Origin of the sequence: Pseudomonas orientalis (assembly GCF_001439815.1) — a bacterium.
Classification (GTDB): domain Bacteria; phylum Pseudomonadota; class Gammaproteobacteria; order Pseudomonadales; family Pseudomonadaceae; genus Aquipseudomonas; species Aquipseudomonas orientalis.
Window position 1 is genome coordinate 24,232 of the sequence record NZ_JYLM01000006.1, and the last position, 19,986, is coordinate 44,217.

Here is a 19,986-nt window from a genome sequence, read left to right on the forward strand (position 1 = left end):
TAACGCGGCATGAAGGATGGGCCTCGTTGTTTCGTCGTGAAAAAAAGAAAAAGCCCCGAACGACAACAGGAAAATCCTTGCGTCATTCGGAGCTTTCGGACGGCCGCCGAGCTGTTTTCAGGAGGCGGGTTTATCGCCGTACCAACGCGGGGTGTACACCCACTCGCCACCACCGGCACGTGCAAAGGTGCAGGTGGTGGACGAGCCGATCAGCACCATGGTGCGCATGTCCACCTGGTCGGGAGTGAGTTGCCCCAGCGTGGTGACGCGCAGCGTCTGGCCGGGGCGACCGATATCACGGCCCAGCACCACCGGCGTTTCAGCGGTGCGGTGCTGCGCGACGATCTCCAGCGCACGCCCCAGTTGCCATGGCCGCGCACGGGATATCGGGTTGTAGAACGCCAGGGCCAGGTCGGCCTGGGACGCAAGGTCCAGACGCTTTTCGATGATCGACCACGGCTTGAGGTTATCCGACAGCGACATCACACAGAAGTCATGCCCCAGCGGCGCACCCGCCTGGGCAGCGGTGGCCAGGGAAGCCGAGACGCCGGGCAGGATTTGCAGGTCGACCTGATGCCAGGCCGCGTCCGTGGACTCATGCAGCGCCTCGATCACCGCAGCGGCCATGGCGAACACACCTGGATCGCCCGACGACACCACCACCACCGAGCGCCCCTGGGCGGCCAGCTCGAAGGCATGACGGGCGCGTTGCATTTCTTCGCGGTTGTCCGTGCAGTGCTGCACCTGATCATCCCGGAACGGTCCGGCCATGCGCACGTAGGTTTCGTAGCCGAGCACATCGGTACACCGCGCCAACTCGGCCTTGACCGCCGGCACCATCAATTCGGCGGCGCCAGGGCCCAGCCCGATCACGGCAAGGCGACCGCGTGGGCGACCGACCTGTGACACGTCCAAAGGCTGTTCGGCGACGCTGAGGGTGATGTCCGCCTGCGGCTCGACCTTGGCAAACCGCAGCGGTACGCCCAGTTCCAGCGCGGCCTCATGCAACGACGCGTCGGCCATCTGCAGGTCGCTGGCGAGCAGGCACGCCAGCGATTGCACGGCAACGCCCGCCTCATGCAAGGCGCTGCGCACACGTGCGGCCAAGTGCGCACCTGGCTTGCAGGTGACGCACACCGTTTTCGGATAAATCAGCAATTCATCGGCGGCGGGCTCACGCTCGGTACTGCCCACGTGAATCGCCAGGCGCGCGTGCGGATCCTCCGGCAGATTGGCCTGCGCAAGCCACGGTGCCGCGCCTTCAATGCGCACGCTTTCACCGGCCAGCAGGTCCGAGACAAAGCGTTTGCCCACCTCCAGGTCCGCCAACTCATAGCCCTTGGGCGGGTTGAGCAGGCAGGTTCCAAAGCGCAACTCGCCGCTGGTGGTGATCGCCGCCGCCACGCCCAACGCGGCGGCAATCTCACGCGCCATCACATTCACACCGCCCAGCCCCCCCAGCAGCGGCACCACGGCGCTGCCGTCTTCGGCTACGGCCAGCACCGCCGGCTCCTCACCTTTTTCGAGCAACAGCGGCGCGAGGGTGCGGATCACGATGCCGGCGGCGCACAGCGCAATCAGCGGCGTGCCCTGCTGGTAGAGCTGGCGCAGCGTGGCGCCGAATTCACTGTAGCCCTGGTCCGCGCCGTCGACCCGACCGGTCAGGCCGTGGATCAGCGCCATCGGGTAACGCTGCTGGATCTTGCGCGCCGTCGCCAGGCTGCCCTGGCCCAGAATGACAATCGCCGGGCTCATCAACCTTGCCACCGTTCACCGGGCACGATGATCAACGAGAAATACGGCGATGACATCGGCTCCACCTCGTCCAACGGCACGATTTTCTGATTGGCCATGGTGGCGCGCTCCACGTACAGCGCGCGCCCGGCCAGACCGAGTTCTTCCAGTACCTGGCGCACCTTGGGGAAGTTGCGCCCCAACTTCATGATCACCGCCGCGTCGGCGTCCGCCAGCCGGCGCTTGAGGTCATCGTGCGGCAACACGCCCGACAGCACCGACAGGCTCTGGTTGCGATACACCAGCGGCGCGCCCAATACCGAAGCACCGCCCAGCATCGAACACACGCCGGGAATGACCTGTGCTTCGTAGCGCTCGGCAAGGCGGTCATGCAGGTACATGTAGGAGCCGTAGAAGAACGGGTCGCCTTCACAGATCACCGCCACATCGCGGCCCGCATCCAGGTGCGCGGCCACGTCGACGCTGGCGGTGTCGTAGAAGTCGCTGATCACTTGCTCATAGGACAGCGGCGCCGGCAGCGCCTCGGTGGTCACCGGGTACACCAGTGGCATCAGGGTCTGTTGCGGCACCAGGTGATCCTCGATGATGCCGAACGCATTGCCCTTCTTGCCCTTGGCCACGAAGTACGCCACCACCGGCGACTCGCGCAGCAGGCGCAGGGCTTTGACGGTTATCAGCTCAGGGTCGCCGGGGCCCACGCCCAGGCCGATCAGACGTCCGCGTGCGTGCATCATTCGACCTCCGTGGCGAGCGCATTGACGGCGGCGGCGGCCATGGCGCTGCCGCCCAGACGGCCCTGCATGATCACGAACGGTACGCCACGGCTGTCGGCGGCGAGCATCGCCTTGGATTCGGCCGCGCCGACGAAACCGACCGGGAAACCCAGGATCAACGCAGGTTTCGGCGCGCCGGCGTCGAGCATTTCCAGCAGGTAGAACAAAGCCGTCGGCGCGTTGCCGATCACCACCACGCTGCCTGCCAGGTGCGGGCGCCACAATTCCAGGGCAGCGGCGGAACGGGTATTGCCCAACGCCCGCGCCAGCTCGGGCACGTTTTCATCACGCAGGGTGCAGATCACCTGGTTATTGGCCGGCAGGCGCGTACGGGTCACGCCTTCGGAGACCATCCGCGCATCACACAGAATCGGCGCGCCAGCAGCCAGCGCATCACGCCCGGCCTTGCCTGCGCCTTCGGAAAATTGCAGGCCATCGACCGCCTCGACCATGCCGCAGGCATGAATCACCCGCACCGCGAGTTTTTCCAGATCGGCCGGGATGCGCTCCAGGTTGGCTTCCGCGCGAATAATGGCGAAGGAGTTGCGATAGATCTCCTGACCGTCGCGGATGTAATCAATCATCGGTGTTGCTCCGTAGGCGAGCGCGTAACAGGGCGCCCGCCGCTTCAATGGAAAGAGTGCGCGCATGCAGCCGGCCAAAACCTGGATGGGCGGCGTCGCGAAAATAGAGGTCGTAGTGGCCGGGGCTCACCGCCAGCAGGGTGACCGGTGCGGTGTGCGCGGCGGCGCAGGAGCGCGGACAGCCGGACAGGTGCGCCTCGACGCCGGGCTGCAGGGCGGCCAGTTGCACCGCGTCGGCCTTGGTATCGGCCAGGCCCTTGCCGCAACCGCTGGAACCGGTACAGGCGATCATGCATGCCAAGGGTTGGTCGATTGAACACAGAAAGCCCAGTTGCCCCAAGCGTTCAGTCACGGCGCCAACGCGTTCAATGTGGGGCAGCAGCACGCCCTGCCAGGGCGTGAAGCGCAACGTGCCATCGCCATACTCGCTGGCCAGTTGCGCGGCGCCCTGGAGCATCAGCGGATCCAGGCGGCCCAGGGGTGCGACTGCCGCGACATAGAACTGATTCTTCTGGGGCTGGGGATAACTTCCGATGTGCAGCAACGCACCACTGGCCGGGCGTTTGAAGCCCTGCGCCGACAGCAGCGGCACGCTGAGGCGGCTCACCAAGTTATCCACAGGCAGATGGCGCATACGCGTCTGCTCGGGCGTCGCCAGGTCGAGAAAGGCTTCCAGCACCGCCACTACCAGCGCATGGCCCTGGTCCAGCGGCACTGCCGCCACGGGCTCATCCAGCCCCGGGCAGCCGGCCAGGCCGAACGCCAGCAGCGTCTGACCCTCATGCACAAACGCCGACAGCCACAGGTCATGGTGATGCTCGAGCATCGCCAGGGCTTCACCGCCATCCAGTTGCACGGCGAATTTGGCCGACAACTGATGAAAACGCGGATGACTTTCCAAGGTGGCAAGAATCTGCGCGGCCAGCGGGCGGGTGTCGAACAGCATCTGCGGATCGATGCCGGCGCTGGGGCTGAGCATCAGGTTGCGCACGTCATCACCGGCCGCATTGCTCGGGCCGAGCCCGGCCGCCAGCAGCATCGCGATCAAGGCGTCCTGTTCGGCGCCGATCCCGCGAATCTGCAGGTTGGCGCGGTTGGTCGCCTCGATCACCCCGCTCGCGTACGCCTGGGCCGCATCCGCCACGGCATTGGCCTGGGCTGCGGTAATCGAACCACCGGCCAGTTTGACCCGACAGATACCGCCGTCCAACGCCTGGACAATACGCAGCAACCCCGGACAGGCCGAGGGGCGCAAGGTATTTACAGCGGGCGTTGGGTTCACGGGGCTACCGGTTGACGGGTAAAGGCGCGGTATTATGCCTGCTTTGTCCGGCGGCATGAAAAGCCTGCCCGTCGGATGTCGTTCAAGGAATTGCTATGTCGCCCTGGCTGACGGTTGTAGGCATCGGTGAAGACGGTTTCAAGGGCCTGGGCAGGAATGCCCGGCACGCCCTGTTGCGCGCCACGCGGATTATAGGCGGCCAACGCCAGTTGGACCTGTTGCCTGTGTGTATTCGTGGCGAGCGCCAGCTATGGCCAAGCCCGTTTTCCCTGGAGCCGGTGCTGGCAAAGCGCGGCGAACCGGTGTGCGTGCTGGCCAGCGGAGATCCGATGTTTTTTGGCGTGGGCGCCAGTCTGGCGCGCCAGGTTGCCGCTGATGAGCTGCTGATTCTACCGGCGCCGTCGTCGGTGTCCCTGGCAGCGGCGCGGTTGGGCTGGCCGTTGCAGGACGTGGTGACGGTATCCGTGGTGGCCCGGCCTTTCGCGGGAATCAACGCGCACCTGGCCAGCGGCGTGCGCTTGATAGTGCTGAGCAATGATGGCGGCAGCCCTGCATTGATTGCCGCGCTATTGACGGAAGCGGGGTTTGGGCCCAGCCAGCTGACGGTGTTTGAACACTTGGGCGGCGCGAACGAGCGGCGCTTGGACGGCCTGGCCGCAGACTGGCAACACCTCGGCACTGCCGATCTGAACCTGGTCGCCATCGATTGCCTGGCCTCCAGCGACACGCCGCCCTTGTCGCGCCTGGCAGGCCTGCCGGACTCGGCGTTCCAGCACGACGGCCAACTGACCAAACGCGATGTGCGCGCCATGACCCTCGCCCGCCTCGCACCGATGCCCGGCGAACTGCTGTGGGACGTGGGTGCGGGCAGCGGTTCCATCGGCATCGAATGGATGCGCACGCATCCCAGCTGCCGTGCGCTGGCGATTGAGGCCGATGAAGGCCGCCAAGGCCTGATCGAACACAATCGCGACGCCCTCGGCGTGCCCGGCCTGCACCTGATTCGCGGCAAAGCCCCGGACGCGTTGCACGGCCTGCCGACACCCGACGCCATCTTCATCGGCGGCGGCGTCACCCGCGACGGCGTACTCGATACCTGCTGGCAACAATTGCGGCCCGGTGGACGGTTGGTGGCCAATGCAGTGACCCTGCAAAGCGAAATGACCTTGATGAACTGGCGCGCCCAACATGGCGGCGAACTGACCCGCATCCATGTGGCCCAGGCGCAGCCATTGGGCGAGTTCGATACCTGGCGCCAGGCGTTGCCGATCACGCTGCTGGAAGTGACCAAGCCGCTATGAAAAGGATTCTGCTGCTGGGCGGCGTGACGGAAGCGCTGGCCATTGCCCGCACCCTGGGGCCGGAGCATATCTACAGCCTGGCTGGCGTGGGCCGTGTGCCGACCGACCTGACCTGCCAGGTTCGCGTCGGGGGCTATGGAGGCGCTGAGGGGTTGGCGCAGTTTGTTCGTGATGAACGCATCAGCCTGGTCTTCGATGCCACCCATCCCTATGCGGCGCAAATCAGCCACAACGCGGCCCGGGCCGCACGCTTATGCGATGTGCCTTGCTGGGCATTGCGACGTCCGGCGTGGCGGCCGCAGGCGGGGGATGATTGGCGGGAAGTAGCCGGCTGGGCCGAGTTGGTCGAGGCGTTGAAGCCCTTCAAGCGCCCGCTGTTCACCTTGGGTCGCGAACCGTTGCAGCATCTCGATGAAATCCCCGTCGACCAGCTCTGGACGTTGCGGGCGCTGGATGTATATCCAGGCAATGAGCGCTATGAAGTAATCGGCGCGCGGGGGCCGTTTCTGATCGAAGACGAGCGGGCGTTATTCGAACGGCGCAGGATTGATGTGCTGATCAGCAAGAACAGCGGCAGTACCGCCACCGAGCCAAAGCTGGAAGTGGCGCGGGAGCGAGGGGTGCCGGTGCTGGTGTTGAAGCGGCCGGTGTTGGCTGCCGTAGATCGAGAATTCACCACCGTAGCTGCGGTGCTACAGGCAATACACCCCCGCTAGGCAACGCCGACCTAATGTGGGAGGGGGCTTGCCCCCGATAGCAGTGTATCAGCCGGCATTTCAGTAGCTGACACACTGCTATAGGGAGCAAGCCCCACACATTTGGGCTTCACCACCGAAAGCCGAATCCCCCTACAAATACCTCCGAACCAGCTGGCTGGCTCAGCCAAAAGCCCCCGCCCTAACCTCTCATCTCGCGGTTTTGCTCCGGCGCCCGCAATGGGGGTGCACTGCTTTTGCAGCGCCTCGCAACTTGCCAACATGTATCCCAAGGAATACGATCCGAGATGATTCATTTCAAGATATCTGATGAGTTTCAGGAATGGCTTTATTCGCTACGCAGTAAACCCGCCCATGGACGCGTGCTGACAAGATTGGATAACGCAAGAATGGGCAATTTTGGAGACTGCGAAAACGTCGGAAATGGCGTATCCGAAATGCGCATCCACTATGGCCCTGGATACCGTGTGTACTTCAAGCGTACAGGTGAAGTGGTTTACCTACTGTTGATAGGTGGCGATAAATCAACGCAAAAACGCGACATCGAACGCGCCAAAGAAATTGCCGATGAATTTGAGAAAAAGGAGTGACCCCATGACTCAATTTAAAGATTTCGATATAGCCGAGCATCTGACGACCCCTGAGGACATGGCAGAGTATCTCGAAGCTTCTTTCGAGGAGGACGCCGGTGACGGATTGCTGATTCGCTCAGCGCTCAACAATATAGCCCGCGCCCAAGGCATGACCCAAATAGCCCGCGACGCAGGCCTTGGACGTGAAAGCTTGTATAAAGCCCTCTCCAGCACTGGCAATCCCGAATTCGCGACTATCATGAAAGTCATGAAAGCTCTGGGCCTCAAGCTTCATGCCACAGCGATCTGATAGCACTGCGACACCAAACCACACCACGCATTTTTACTTATCCCCCCCGATCAGGCTAAATACCCGCCTGATCATTTAACCCTACGGATTATCCGCCATGGCCCGTCAACGCTTTGCAATTGCCTGGATCGCCTGCCTTGCAGTGCTGTTCAATGCGTTTGCCATGCCGTTGGCCAGTGCGATGCAGCAAGCCGATGACCCGGTCAAGCGCCTGATGTGGGGCGGGTTCTGTTCGTCCAATGGCGCCAGCCTGAAAGCCATTGCCCTGGGCCAGCTGGAAATTCCGGCAGCGCCGGACGATCATTCCGCTATGCAGCATTGCTGGTGTTGCTCGGGCTCGGCGCCGCTGGTGGCGTTGCCGGGGCATGTGCCGCAGTTGTATGTGATGCGCCTGGAAGCGGTACAGAGCCTGCCGCCGCCCTTATTGCGCAATCCCACCCCACGCCGGCAATGGCCGAGCCTTAACCCCCGCGCCTCTCCAACGGTCTGATGGTCTTCGCAAGTGAACTGCGTTCAGAACCGTTCCGGAGAACTGCCATGCTTAAATCTTCCCTGCTTCTGGCGGCGTTGCTGCTGCCGGTATTCAGTGCTGCCAATGCCGAGGACTACGAGGCCGGCGACTTGCGGGTGAGCGATCCCTGGTCCCAGGAGTTGCCGCCGAATGCGCCGACTGTCGCCGCCTACTTTGTGATTCATAACACCGGGGCTACCCCGGATCGCCTGCTGGGCGTTGAAACCAGCGTCGCCGAAAAAGCCGAGCTGCACGAGCATGTAATGCAAGGCGACCTGATGAAGATGCAACAGGTGCCCAGCGTTGCCGTACCGGCCAAGGGCGAGTTGACCTTCGCGCCCATGGCCTACCACGTGATGTTGCTGGGCATCAAAGACCGCAGCCTCTTGGCCGACGGCAAGCAATTCCCGCTGACCCTGACCTTTGAAAAGGCCGGCAAGGTCGAGGTGGAGGTGTCGGTGCAAAAAGTGCCGCCGATGGCCAGCCACGCGCATAAACACGCCCAGTAGGCAGACACTCGATGGGCGTCCCTCGCGCCAGGCTCTCTCCACACCACCGCGTGAAGCGCGGCGGTTGGATCAGCCTGTTCGCCATGCTGATGATCTTTATCGGTCCGCTGATTTCCCAAGCGATGCCGATGGATCATCACGCCGGTATGTCGATGCCGATGAGCATGTCCATGGACATGCCGAGCGACCATGGCGAAGGTCATCACCCTAAAAAGCCCGACGAACACCACGCACTCTGGGCCAAGTGCGGTTATTGCGACCTGCTGTTCAGTTGCCCCGCCCTGCCCGGCAGCGTGTCATTCGTGGCCCTTGGCACCCCGCCGCCGGCCAACGCTCTCACCCCCGCCCCGCGCCTGGGCCATGCCCGGCAGAGCATCTTCCCCGGCGCGCGCAGTCGTGCGCCGCCTATCGAGCCGTAAGCCTTCACTGCGCTACTTCACCCCGGCCGACTTCAACCAGACAGCCGCAGGCTGCTGGCCGTGTTGTTTACGATTGATTGATGGAATTTGTCATGTCCAGGATTTCTGCTGACCCCCGTTTGGGATGTACTCCCCTGCTCGCCGCCCTGTGCGGTGCATTGCTGGCTCCGCACGTCTACGCGGACGAACATGAACTGAGCCCCACGGTCATCACCGCGATCGCCCCCAGCTCGCCCCTCACCGTTGTCACCCACCCCAAGGATCCGCGCCAACCGGTGCCCGCCAGCGATGGCGGCGACTACCTCAAGACCATCCCCGGCTTTGCTCTGGTGCGCAACGGCGGCACCAACGGCGACCCGGTGCTGCGCGGCATGTTCGGCTCGCGCCTGAATATCCTCACCAACGGCGGCATGATGCTCGGCGCCTGCCCGGGCCGCATGGATGCGCCGACGTCGTATATTTCGCCGGAAACCTACGACAAGCTCACCGTGATCAAGGGCCCGCAAACTGTGCTCTGGGGCCCCGGCGCATCGGCCGGTACGATCCTGTTCGAGCGTGAACCCGAGCAGTTCGGCGAACTGGGCACGCGGGTCAATGCCAGTGTGCTGGCCGCCTCCAACGGGCGGTTCGACAAGGTCATCGATGCCGCTGCCGGAGGCCCGTTGGGCTACGTGCGGGTGATCGGCAACCAGGCCCACGCCGACGACTACAAGGACGGCAACAACGACACCGTCGCCTCGCGCTATGACAAGTGGAATGGCGATGTGGCAGTGGGTTTCACCCCCGACGCCGATACCCTGCTGGAACTCACCGCCGGCCGTGGCGACGGTGAAGCGCGCTATGCCGGACGCGGTATGGACGGTTCGCAATTCCTGCGCGAAAGCCTGGGGCTGCGCTTCGAAAAGTCCAACCTCGGCGAGGTGCTGGATAAGGTCGAGGCCCAGGTCTACTACAACTACGCCGACCACGTCATGGACAACTACAGCCTGCGCGTCCCCTCGGGCACCGGCATGATGGCCGGGCCCATGGCCTCCAACGTCAACCGTCGCACCCTGGGCGGGCGGATCAAGGCGACCTGGCGCTGGGCCGATGTGCAACTGATCGGCGGCCTGGATGCGCAGACCAACGAACACCGCGCACGCAGCAGCATGGGCATCGACACTTATAAGGACCTGCCGCGCGACAAGGACGCCAACTTCCACAATTACGGCGTATTTGGCGAGCTGACCTGGTACGCCGCCGACAATGACCGCCTGATCACCGGCGCCCGCCTGGACCGCGCCTCGGCCAAGGATTTTCGTCAACGCACCGGCTCGGGAATGGTGTCGGCTCCCAACCCGACCGCCGGTGACACCCGCGCCGACACCCTGCCATCGGGCTTTGTACGCTATGAACACGACCTGGCGGCTACGCCCACCACCGTCTATGCGGGCCTGGGCCACGCTGAACGCTTCCCGGATTACTGGGAACTGTTCTCTCCCAACACCGGCGCGGCCGGCTCGGTGAACGCGTTCGACGGCGTGAAGCCCGAGAAGACCACCCAGCTGGATTTCGGCGCGCAGTACAAAACCGCCGACCTCGAAGCCTGGGCCTCGGGTTATATCGGCAAGGTGAGCGACTTCATCCTGTTCGACTACCGGCCCGGCATGATGGGCACCACCTCCCAGGCACGCAATGTCGACGCGCGCATCATGGGCGGCGAACTGGGCGCGGCGTACAAGCTGAGCCGCAGCTGGAAAGCCGACGCCAGCCTCGCCTATGCCTGGGGCAAGAACAGCAGCGATGGCAAGGCCCTGCCGCAGATGCCGCCGCTGGACGCACGCCTGGGCCTGACCTACAGCCAAGATGACTGGAGTGCCGGCGCATTGTGGCGTGTGGTCGCGGCGCAAAACCGCATCGACCCGAACAAGGGCAACGTGGTGGGCAAGGACTATGACAAGAGCGCCGGTTTTGGCGTGTTCTCACTCAACGCCGCGTACCGCATCAATAAGAACTTCAAGGTCAGTACCGGGGTCGACAATCTGTTCGGCAAGGCTTATGCCGAGCATTTGAACCTGGCGGGGAATGCCGGCTTCGGCTACCCGGCGAACGACCCGCAGGCCATCAAGGAGCCGGGGCGTACGCTCTGGACCAAGGTGGACATGAGCTTCTAAGAGCATCGGGGGCAAGCCCCCTCCCACACTTGAAACGCATTCCAAATGTGGGAGGGGCGGTGCGACGATTCGGCTTGCCCCCGATGGCGGTGTAACTGACACAAGAAAATCAAAAGCCTTGCGGAGCCCCTGATGACCACACAAAAGATTTCCTTCTACAACCTGGCCTGGCGCTGGCACTTCTACGCCGGCCTCTTCGTCGCCCCCTTCATGGTGCTGCTGGCCCTGACCGGCATCATCTACCTGTTCAAACCCCAGCTCGACCCGCTGATGTACGGTCACCTGCTCAGCGTGCCCGCCGCCGAACGTGCGCTGAGCGCCGACGAGCTGCTGCAGCGCGCCAAAGCCGCCTACCCTGAGGGCGCGATCAGCAAATACCTGCCACCTGCCGACGCCACCAGCAGCGCACAGTTCGTGATGCACAACGAAGGCCGCGAAGTGACGGTATTCGTCGACCCGTATCGCGGTACCGTGCTCGGGGAACAGGACGCCAAGTACAACCTGCAAGCCATCGCCCGCGCCCTGCATGGCGAGTTGATGATCGGCACCACCGGCGACCGCCTGATAGAACTCGCCGCCGGCTGGGGCGTGATGCTGGTAGTGTCCGGCCTGTACCTGTGGTGGCCGCGAGGCAAGTCATCGGCCGGCGTGTTGTGGCCGCGGCTCAACAGCCGTAGCCGCGTGTTCTGGCGTGACCTGCACGCTGTCGCCGGCTTTTGGGGCGCAGCGTTTTTGCTGGTGATGCTGCTCAGCGGCATGACCTGGACCGGTTTCTGGGGCAAGCAATACGCCGACCTGTGGAACACCTTCCCGGCGGCGATGTGGAACAACGTCCCGCAGTCCGACCAGCAGGCACGCGTGCTCAACACAGCCACCCAACAGACCGTGCCCTGGGCCATGGAAAACACGCCGATGCCGATGTCCGGCGATCATGCCGAACACATGAACCACGGCGCCATGCACACAGGTCCCGCCGCGCCCGGCATCAGCCTGCAAAAGGTGGTCGAACTGGCCAACGCACGCGGTGTGGAGCCCGGCTACAGCATCACCTTCCCCACCACCGCCACGGGGGTATTCACGGTCGCAGTGTTTGCCAACGACCCACGCAATGACGCCACTCTGCATGTGGACCAGTACACCGGCAAGGTCCTGGCCGATGTGCGTTGGGAGCACTACAACCTGGTCGCCCGCGCCACCGAGACCGGCGTGATGCTGCATGAAGGCAAGATGTTCGGCTGGGTCAACCAACTGATCGTGCTGGTGATCTGCCTGATGATCCTGCTCAGCGCGGTGAGTGGCGTGGTGATCTGGTGGAAGCGTCGGCCACAGGGTGGGCTGGGCGTTCCACCGCTACGCCATGACCTGCCCACGTGGAAAACCGCAATGGTCATCATGCTCGGGCTGGCTATCCTGTTCCCGCTGGTGGGCGCTTCGTTGATCGTGGTGTGGGTGCTGGACCGGCTGCTACTGTCGCGGTTCATTGGTCCACGTGAACCCGCCACCCACAGCTGACGGGTGTGGGTGACGGTTTGTCAGTGAATGGATGCGCAAGCGTCGGGTTCAGAGTTCATCGTGGCCGTACCAGGATTCTTCCGGCTCGGCCCTGGCACCCATCCACCCTTCGCCCAGCACACCTCGACGCGCCCAGAACGCGTCGGGGTACAACACCGTGAGCGTACCGTGAGACCTCAACTGATCGACCAGCACGCTCGGATCCGGCGCAGCCCCCGGGCCGAGCAGCCTGGTTTGCGCCGGCGTAAAAGCCGGCACATACTTGAGCAATGCGCCGCCGCGGCAGGCCAGGTAACAACTTTGGGCGTGAGGCGCATTGTCTTTGATCACCTCCAGATAGCTGCGCAAATCATCCTTGGCGACGAAGTTGCTCAGCAGCTGCTTATCCAGCGGTGCGAAGCTGGACGTTGAATCGATAGCCTTGAAGAACGCCTGCACCGCCGCGATTCTGTAAGTGCTCAGCACATTGCCGGAAGGGACATCGAACCCGGCCCGGCCCTTCCAGAACAACAGCTCCAGGGTGTTGTTGCCTGGCGTGCCCGCGCGATCCTCGACCGGATCAAGCGCCACATAACCTTGCGAGTCCTGCGGCATCAGCACCGCGCCCAGGTACTGCTTATCCTCAAAGCGCGGCACCAGGCCCTGGGCATAGCGGGCGGCATCGTCGGGGTACAGATACAGTGGCCCGCAGAACGAATGGAAGTGCGGATTTTCGGAAAAGGAATGCGGTGTCTTTTTCGGCTGCCACTGTGTCCTGACCAGCTCGTTACGGCTCCACACCTCGCTGGTCACCCTGATATACAGCGAGCCTTCGACGGCCAGACGACGTACATAATCGAGCACCGTGAGCGAGCCTTCGAGCAGATGCGGGAGGTCCAGGTGCGCATGGCTCGTCCATGAGTAGAGCGAGGCGTCTCTGGACAGCGTATACGTCAGCAACGCCCCGTCAGCACACAGCAGATACAAGGGCAGGACACGCCTGTTGCGAGCATGGCTGACAAAGTTCAGCGCCTTGGCGAGGTACTGGGGCGGGAAAAAACTCAGCGCCATTTCATCGGTAGCCGGGGCGATGGCAACGTTGGAGCCGACCAGGTACAGGCCGTCGATGACATATCCCTGAGGCAACTGCCCCTCGACGAACACCTGCTCGAAGTCAGTGAAGTCTGCCCTGACCAACGCCAGGGTCGTCATGTACAACGGTTTGTTGACCGCCTTGAGCAAATAGCCGAACGCCACGTCCGCTTGCGGCCTGCTGTGGCGTTGGGCGTAACGCACCGCATCGAGCGCGCGGGTGAACACTGGGCCGCACGGTGAATCGAACAGCACCGCACGAATCTCCTGGTCCGGGACGCGGGGGACATTCGCGATAAACTTCACCGTGATTCGCCGGGCCGCCCCCCACAACGCGTCGCCCTGCACCACGCAGAACTCGCCGGCCCCGGCCACCTGGTTGACGAAGTCCTGGGGTGACAGTACGCCGTCGCGCAGTTGTTGCTCAACCGTGTTGTCGGCGTAGTCGCCCTGGGCACGGTTCAGCGGCGCCAGGCGTTGCTTGAGCAACTGTTCCTCGGTAGAGCCTGACGCCTGATAGCTCAGGATCGAGCCGGCCAACCCGAACACATACTCGCGCTTGATCTGAGTCTCGACGTGCAACAGCGTGGCAAGGGCCGCGCTGGGAATCATGCTTTTATAGATACTTTTCTGGGTGGCGGACAGCAGCAGTGGTACCTCATGGTCGACCACCGAGCGGTAACGGGCAACCATTGTGCTGCCTCCCGGATACAGGCCCGCCGCCATGACCGGATCGGGGTAGATCCACTGCGTTGTGAGCCCTTGAGGCGGCAGCGCCAACGGTTCGGTGGCGGCGAACAACCCATTGGGCAGACGCAGGATCACCCCGCCATACGCGCGACGCAGCCCGCTGCCTATTCGAGTCGCAACGTAGCGAGCCGCGTCATCGGCGCTGGCAAAGGCCGGCCCCATGCGTCGTGGCATCATCGTTGCGTAGCCGCGCCACATCGTGTCGACCAGCCCGGTTCTATCCCAGCACTGACTGGTCCTTATCACGCGCAGCGCACCGCGCAACGCCCAGTCCTGGACAAACGTGCGGGGGCGCATCAGACCACTGCTCAATTGCGCACTGGCACGGATCAACAGGTTGTCGGCCTCGCCGCCGCCCTTTACATCAATCGGGAAGGGCGCATAACTCAATAGCGCGCCATCCAGGGTCGAGAAATACAGCGGCAGGCTTTTGGCTCGTCCCCGCTGCGCCTCGAAAAGCGCGCTGTACAACACCTGCGGGGTAACGAAAAACGATGTGAGCCAGGCGTTGAAGCGATCCAGGCCGCGTCGCGCCCACTGTTGCGAGCGAAACAATCCATGCAGGACAAAACCCTCGGAAAACTCAAACCCGCCCGCCTCGCGGGACTTGAACAGGCTGTTGAGGTTGAACAGCACATTGTTTGCGCCAACCCCGACTACCTCGCTGGCAATGTACTGTTCCTCATCCTGATGCTTGAGGATGAAGGCAAAGCAGGCGGCCTGCGCCAGGTTGCGGCCATGCACACGTCCATGGAGATTGCGCGCCGCTTCATCAGCACTGTCGAACAGCGCCCCATAAGTAGCGAAATCCGGCGGGGCAAAGCGCGGTGCATAACCGAAGTTGAAGGTCCAATCATTGAACACTGAGCCGCGAGGACCCCAGAATGAGTTGCCCTGGATGATCTTGAGGTCGCCTGCCTCAGCCACTCGCCATACCCATTGGACCGGCTTGACCTCACCACGGTCCAGGCGGTTCTGCAGACTGTTGAACCCGGCCTGTGGCGCAATATTGTCCAGCAGCAACTGCTCGTGAGAGGAGTTGCCGGGTGTGTATTCCAACAGACAGCTCGCCGACGCAGAGAGCCAGGCCACGCGTTTGGCGCGAATGATCGAGTACATCTCATCGCAGGAAAACATCTGCTGATGGACCAGCGCATCGTTGCGCGTCCAGCCACGGCGCACTATCGGTGCCGGGTCGACCGTCGACAGTTCCGCGTGGGAACCGTAGCGCCCCTGTAACACGTAGGGCTCCGGCGGGATCAGCGGCCCCAGATTACCGACCGGAAAAAACAGCGAGAAAGCAAAAGGCTCGGCCAGGCTCTCCATTGGCTCGGTGACGACAAAACGACCGTCGATGCCCTTGAGCACATAACCACCGTAGGCGCGGTCACGCCGATTGCCGATCTGTTCGTGGGCATACGTGACGGCATCCCGTGCCGAGAGAAACGAGCGGCTCAACGACACTTGATAACGCGACGCCAACAGGTCGGCGCGGGCATCCACCGGCCCCTCCGTACGCCACAGGCCGCCGCCCTGAACCACCGAAAGGACGGATGCGTCAATGATCCTGCGCGCATAATCGCGGGGCGTCAGCGTACCGTCCAAGAGTGCTGCCTGCGCGCCATTGTCGTGCAGCTCGCCGGTAGCGGACTCCTGCACCAGCTCGCTGGTGCGTGTGGCCTCGGGAATCTTGAAGGTGAGCAATGCGGAATCGGTGGCAAGCATGTACAGGGACAAACCACGGGCAGGGTCCTGGAGGTTGCGGGTTCGCCGCGCCTGCCGAGTGGCGGCCACCACCTGTGCAGGCGTGAAAAACGTATTGGCCAGCCAGGTTTCCCGGGCGGCAACTTCATGGGTCTCGTACCAACTGGTGAAATAAATCGCTTCCAGCCGGTAGTTCGAAGGCAACCGCAGTTTGCCGCCGCGTGTTGGAAAAACCGCATCGGGTGAGAACAGCGAAACACCCTTGGAGGCTGCGAACGTGGCCACGTAGGCATCGTCACGGGTGTGCTTGAGCACAAACCCGTACGCGCCGGGCTGGCCCGCAGCACCGGAAAGCGCCAGTGCACGCTTGACCGCTAATTCGGGACGCGGCAGCACTTCGCTGCAAAAAGGCTGCTGCTCAATAGTGTCTGGCGTCGTCACTGGTGCGCCAAGCCGCCACGCCTGAGTGACACGCCCGCGAACACCGCCCCACACGCGGTTGGCAATCAGCACCCACAATTCGCCCGCCCGGGCCAGCCTGCGCACGGGGAACTCGAAGTCGCTGCTGACTTCACCCGGCCCACCTCGCAGCTGTTGTTCGACTTTTTTTTCTTCTGCCGACCCACTGCTGACATATTTGAGCAACACGTCGTCAGGCCCGGAAAAATAATGGGCCTTGGTAAACGCCCGGTTCGCGATGCTGAAGAGCTGGTCGGCCTCAGAGTAAAAGTTATTGAACAGCATTACCTGGTCCGCCGTGAATCCAGGGAAGTTCGCACGAATCTGTACCGCATCCGCAGGATGGGAGTGATAGAACCCCTCGGCGCTATAGTCATCAGGGGCAATGAACCGGCCGTCACCGTTCTTGGCCAGCAGCAGCTTGTGATCGAACGTATGGCGACGGTCCGGGATCGGGTGAGTCGCGTAGTAGCGGTTACCCCGCTTGAGAATCACCCCGCCATACTCGACATCCCGGCGCTGTCCGATCATCACATGGGCCCAGCGGGCCGCGTCGTCGGCGCTGACAAAAGGCGGGCTGTACATCGGCGGTGGGATCTCGGCAAAGGGGCGCCAGTCGGCACTGACCGATCCGGTCTTGCTCCACACCTTGTTGCCTTTGCCGACATTGCTGGTCTTGAGTACATCCAACTGGCCGGCCGCGACCAGGCGCAGCACGAACTCGCTCGGTTTGAGGCGGCCGGCAACCAACGCCGCATCGATGTCGTTATCCACGACCGTGCCATCGGGCTCCACCCGATAAAGCTGCGCCTCGGTTGCCGAGAATGAGCAGGTATAGCGCAGCAACGCCCCGTCTTCGGCACCCAGGAATATCGAATACACACCTTGCTTAAGCAGCTCAGGTACCAGGCGCCCTTGATAGAGATGCCGGGCCAGTTCCGGCGGCCAAAAGAAATTTCGGTACAGCCACGGCTGTTTGGTGGTGACCACTGCCCCATTGCCACCTCTGCCCAGGTACACGGCGTTGAGATGGAAATGCGCAGGCAGTTGGTGCTTGCCATCCGGGCCGGTGGGGAAAATTTCCTGAGCGGACTGCTGCCCGCCGGCTGAACCCGAGGGCTCGGTCACCGCATAGAGGTGCTTGTCATCATGCTTGAGCACATACACCTGCCGGATCGCCTCCGGCCTTGCGGCCAGCCGCGCCTGGGCATGGCTGATGGCGTCGCTGAGACTGGCCTGCACCGGCCCGCAAGGCGGCAGTTCACGGTGTTTGGGCACAAAGGGTGAGTAGGGTTTCCAGTTTTCAGGCACCTCGCCGGTAGACCCTCCCCACAGGGCGTTGGAAACCACAATCGAAAGTTGGCTGACGCTGGCAACCTTCCTGAAAAGATTTTCCACCACACCGTCATAGCCATCGGGCCTGCCGAACGGTTGCCTGGTCTCCAACCACACACCGAAACGTCGCTCGACATCCGAGCGGGTGCAGACATGTTTAAACAACGAGCCTTCGGGACCCGACAAATAAGAGGCCTCGAAGAACGCAGGTTCGAGGATGTTGGCGACCAGGTCTTCCTCTGAATAGAAGCTGTTCAAGGCCTTGATACGGCGGTCTGAAAAGTCCGGGTGATTGGCCTTGTACCGGTCGAATAAAACCGGGTGCGAATGGTAGTCCGCCACACAGCGATAACCTTCGGGATGGACATACTGCTTGCTGCTGTCGCGGTTCAATACCGTGGTCATGTCGAAATAGTTTTCGCCGCCCTCGACCGGGTCTGTCGCATAAAAAAGCTCATCGGCCAGGCGCTGCAAAATCACCCCGCCATATTCCACGTCACGCTGGCCGCCAATCTGTTCATGGGCATAGCGAGCCGCATCATCCATGCTGACGAAACCCGGGCCTACCGGTGGCAACTCCACGTCGGGCTTGGGGTCTGCCCCAAACCAGCCTCGTCTGATTCGCTCCATGTCATCGTCTCCCTGTTCAATTGCACGGCGCCGGAATTGGCGGCCGCAGCCTCATAGTCGGCAGCGAACGTGGGTCGATGGCGTTAAATACACACCCCGGATGATCAGCCTTCGCCGTACAACGCACCGTTTTGAGGCCGGTGGCGCACGCGGCGTCTTTTACGGCGCCAAGCTGGTGCGCGGGGCGAGCCCCTCCCACCGCAGAACATCGCTGCAACCGGTGCACCGCGTCGCAGGCACAGCCTTTGCAATGCCCTGCATATCTGCCCATAAAAACTATCGGTTTACGGAGATCGCACCATGCAGCGTCGCAGCTTGATCAAGGCTTTCACACTGTCGGCATCCATCGTCGCCATGGGCTTGACCTGGACCGTCCAGGCCGCCGAGACCATCAAGGTCGGCATCCTGCACTCGTTGTCCGGGACCATGGCCATCTCCGAAACCTCGCTCAAAGACATGGCGCTGATGACCATCGACGAGATCAACGCCAAGGGCGGTGTGAACGGCAAGATGCTCGAGCCGGTGGTGGTCGACCCTGCGTCCAACTGGCCGCTGTTCGCGGAAAAAGGCCGGCAGTTGCTGACCCAGGACAAGGTCGCCGTGGTGTTCGGCTGCTGGACCTCGGTGTCGCGTAAATCGGTACTGCCGGTGTTCGAAGAACTCAATGGCTTGCTGTTCTACCCGGTGCAGTACGAAGGCCAAGAGATGTCGCCGAACGTGTTCTATACCGGTGCGGCGCCGAACCAGCAGGCGATCCCGGCGGTGGAATACCTGATGAGCGAAGAAGGCGGCAGCGCCAAGCGCTTCTTCCTGCTCGGCACCGACTACGTGTACCCGCGCACCACCAACAAGATCCTGCGCTCGTTCCTGCACTCAAAAGGCGTGGCGGATAAAGATATCGAAGAGGTGTATACCCCGTTCGGCCACAGCGATTACCAGACCATCGTCGCCAACATCAAGAAGTTTTCCGCCGGCGGCAAGACCGCAGTGATTTCCACGGTCAATGGCGACTCCAACGTGCCGTTCTACAAGGAATTGGCCAACCAGGGCCTGAAGGCGACCGATGTACCGGTGGTGGCGTTTTCCGTGGGCGAAGAAGAACTGCGCGGCATCGACACCAAGCCACTGGTAGGCAACCTCGCGGCGTGGAACTACTTCCAGTCGGTAGAGAATCCGGTTAACCAGAAATTCGTCGCCGATTGGAAAGCCTACGCCAAGAAACACAACCTGCCGGGCGCGGACAAAGCCGTAACCAACGACCCGATGGAAGCCACCTACGTGGGCATTCATATGTGGGCCCAGGCGGCGGAGAAAGCCAAGTCCACCGACGTCGACAAAGTGCGTGAAGCGCTGGCCGGCCAGACCTTCGCCGCACCGTCGGGCTTTACCCTGACCATGGACAAGACCAACCACCACCTGCACAAGCCGGTGATGATCGGCGAGATCCAGGCGGATGGGCAGTTCTCGGTGGTGTGGCAGACCCAGGAGCCGATTCGGGCGCAGCCGTGGAGCCCGTACATTCCTGGCAATGACAAGAAGCCGGATTACGCGGTGAAGAGCAACTAAAGCCCCACCACAGGCTAAAAATGTGGGAGGGGGCTTGCCCCCGATAGCGGAGTGTCAGACCTATATTCATCAAC

Annotated in this window: 15 protein-coding genes; 10 read left to right on the forward strand and 5 right to left on the reverse strand. The window is 62.7% G+C overall.

Translation table 11 applies throughout. The annotated features are described in order from the left end of the window. Positions 1-117: 117 nt before the first annotated feature. Genes cobJ through cobG form a run of 4 tightly spaced genes read right to left on the reverse strand, consistent with a single transcriptional unit; the run spans position 118 to position 4,451 of the window. Positions 118-1,755, reverse strand: coding sequence for a precorrin-3B C(17)-methyltransferase (gene cobJ / locus TU82_RS15885; protein WP_057724141.1), 1,638 nt, complete (start codon positions 1,753-1,755; stop codon positions 118-120). After that, complete coding sequence (locus tag TU82_RS15890; RefSeq protein ID WP_420892983.1) at positions 1,755-2,489, reverse strand: precorrin-2 C(20)-methyltransferase; 735 nt, start codon at positions 2,487-2,489, stop codon at positions 1,755-1,757. The genes cobJ and TU82_RS15890 overlap by 1 nt, the downstream gene beginning before the upstream one ends. Then, positions 2,486-3,112: a precorrin-8X methylmutase gene (locus TU82_RS15895; protein ID WP_057724145.1), complete on the reverse strand. Its 627-nt coding sequence runs from the start codon at positions 3,110-3,112 to the stop codon at positions 2,486-2,488. Before TU82_RS15895 ends, TU82_RS15890 begins: the two co-directional genes overlap by 4 nt. Further along, positions 3,105-4,451, reverse strand: coding sequence for a precorrin-3B synthase (cobG, locus tag TU82_RS15900; protein WP_057724147.1), 1,347 nt, complete (start codon positions 4,449-4,451; stop codon positions 3,105-3,107). The genes TU82_RS15895 and cobG overlap by 8 nt, the downstream gene beginning before the upstream one ends. Positions 4,452-4,489: 38 nt before the next feature. On the opposite strand from cobG, the gene TU82_RS15905 reads away from it, so the two are divergent. From TU82_RS15905 to TU82_RS15945, 9 genes are all read left to right on the forward strand, one after another. Further along, positions 4,490-5,695 (forward strand): bifunctional cobalt-precorrin-7 (C(5))-methyltransferase/cobalt-precorrin-6B (C(15))-methyltransferase, encoded by a 1,206-nt coding sequence (locus TU82_RS15905; protein ID WP_057724149.1) that lies wholly within the window; start codon positions 4,490-4,492, stop codon positions 5,693-5,695. Beyond that, positions 5,692-6,411: a cobalt-precorrin-6A reductase gene (locus TU82_RS15910; RefSeq protein WP_057724150.1), complete on the forward strand. Its 720-nt coding sequence runs from the start codon at positions 5,692-5,694 to the stop codon at positions 6,409-6,411. The genes TU82_RS15905 and TU82_RS15910 overlap by 4 nt, the downstream gene beginning before the upstream one ends. Positions 6,412-6,698: 287 nt before the next feature. Beyond that, a complete protein-coding gene (locus TU82_RS15915) occupies positions 6,699-7,001 on the forward strand; it encodes a type II toxin-antitoxin system RelE/ParE family toxin (RefSeq protein ID WP_057724152.1) in 303 nt (100 codons plus the stop codon). Positions 7,002-7,005: 4 nt separating this feature from the next. Next, a complete protein-coding gene (locus tag TU82_RS15920; protein WP_057724154.1) occupies positions 7,006-7,293 on the forward strand; it encodes an addiction module antidote protein in 288 nt (95 codons plus the stop codon). A gap of 97 nt (positions 7,294-7,390) precedes the next feature. Next, positions 7,391-7,783 carry a DUF2946 domain-containing protein gene (locus TU82_RS15925; RefSeq protein ID WP_057724156.1) on the forward strand — a complete coding sequence of 131 codons (393 nt, stop codon included), beginning with the start codon at positions 7,391-7,393 and terminating at the stop codon, positions 7,781-7,783. 47 nt (positions 7,784-7,830) lie between these two features. After that, a complete protein-coding gene (locus TU82_RS15930) occupies positions 7,831-8,313 on the forward strand; it encodes a copper chaperone PCu(A)C (RefSeq protein WP_057724157.1) in 483 nt (160 codons plus the stop codon). A gap of 11 nt (positions 8,314-8,324) precedes the next feature. After that, on the forward strand, positions 8,325-8,732 hold the full coding sequence (locus TU82_RS15935) for a DUF2946 domain-containing protein (RefSeq protein ID WP_057724159.1): 408 nt from the start codon (positions 8,325-8,327) through the stop codon (positions 8,730-8,732). A 92-nt stretch (positions 8,733-8,824) separates the two neighbouring features. After that, the gene (locus TU82_RS15940; RefSeq protein ID WP_057724161.1) at positions 8,825-10,885 is read left to right on the forward strand and encodes a TonB-dependent copper receptor; all 2,061 of its coding nucleotides are present in this window, start codon (positions 8,825-8,827) and stop codon (positions 10,883-10,885) included. 132 nt (positions 10,886-11,017) lie between these two features. Beyond that, positions 11,018-12,397: a PepSY-associated TM helix domain-containing protein gene (locus TU82_RS15945; RefSeq protein ID WP_057724163.1), complete on the forward strand. Its 1,380-nt coding sequence runs from the start codon at positions 11,018-11,020 to the stop codon at positions 12,395-12,397. 48 nt (positions 12,398-12,445) lie between these two features. Here TU82_RS15945 and TU82_RS15950 read toward each other — a convergent pair whose 3' ends face one another. Continuing rightward, complete coding sequence (locus TU82_RS15950; protein WP_082632025.1) at positions 12,446-18,346, reverse strand: DUF4329 domain-containing protein; 5,901 nt, start codon at positions 18,344-18,346, stop codon at positions 12,446-12,448. Between the two features lie 300 nt (positions 18,347-18,646). Between TU82_RS15950 and urtA the strand changes: the two genes are divergently transcribed. Further along, positions 18,647-19,912 (forward strand): urea ABC transporter substrate-binding protein, encoded by a 1,266-nt coding sequence (urtA, locus tag TU82_RS15955; RefSeq protein WP_057724165.1) that lies wholly within the window; start codon positions 18,647-18,649, stop codon positions 19,910-19,912. Positions 19,913-19,986: the final 74 nt, after the last annotated feature.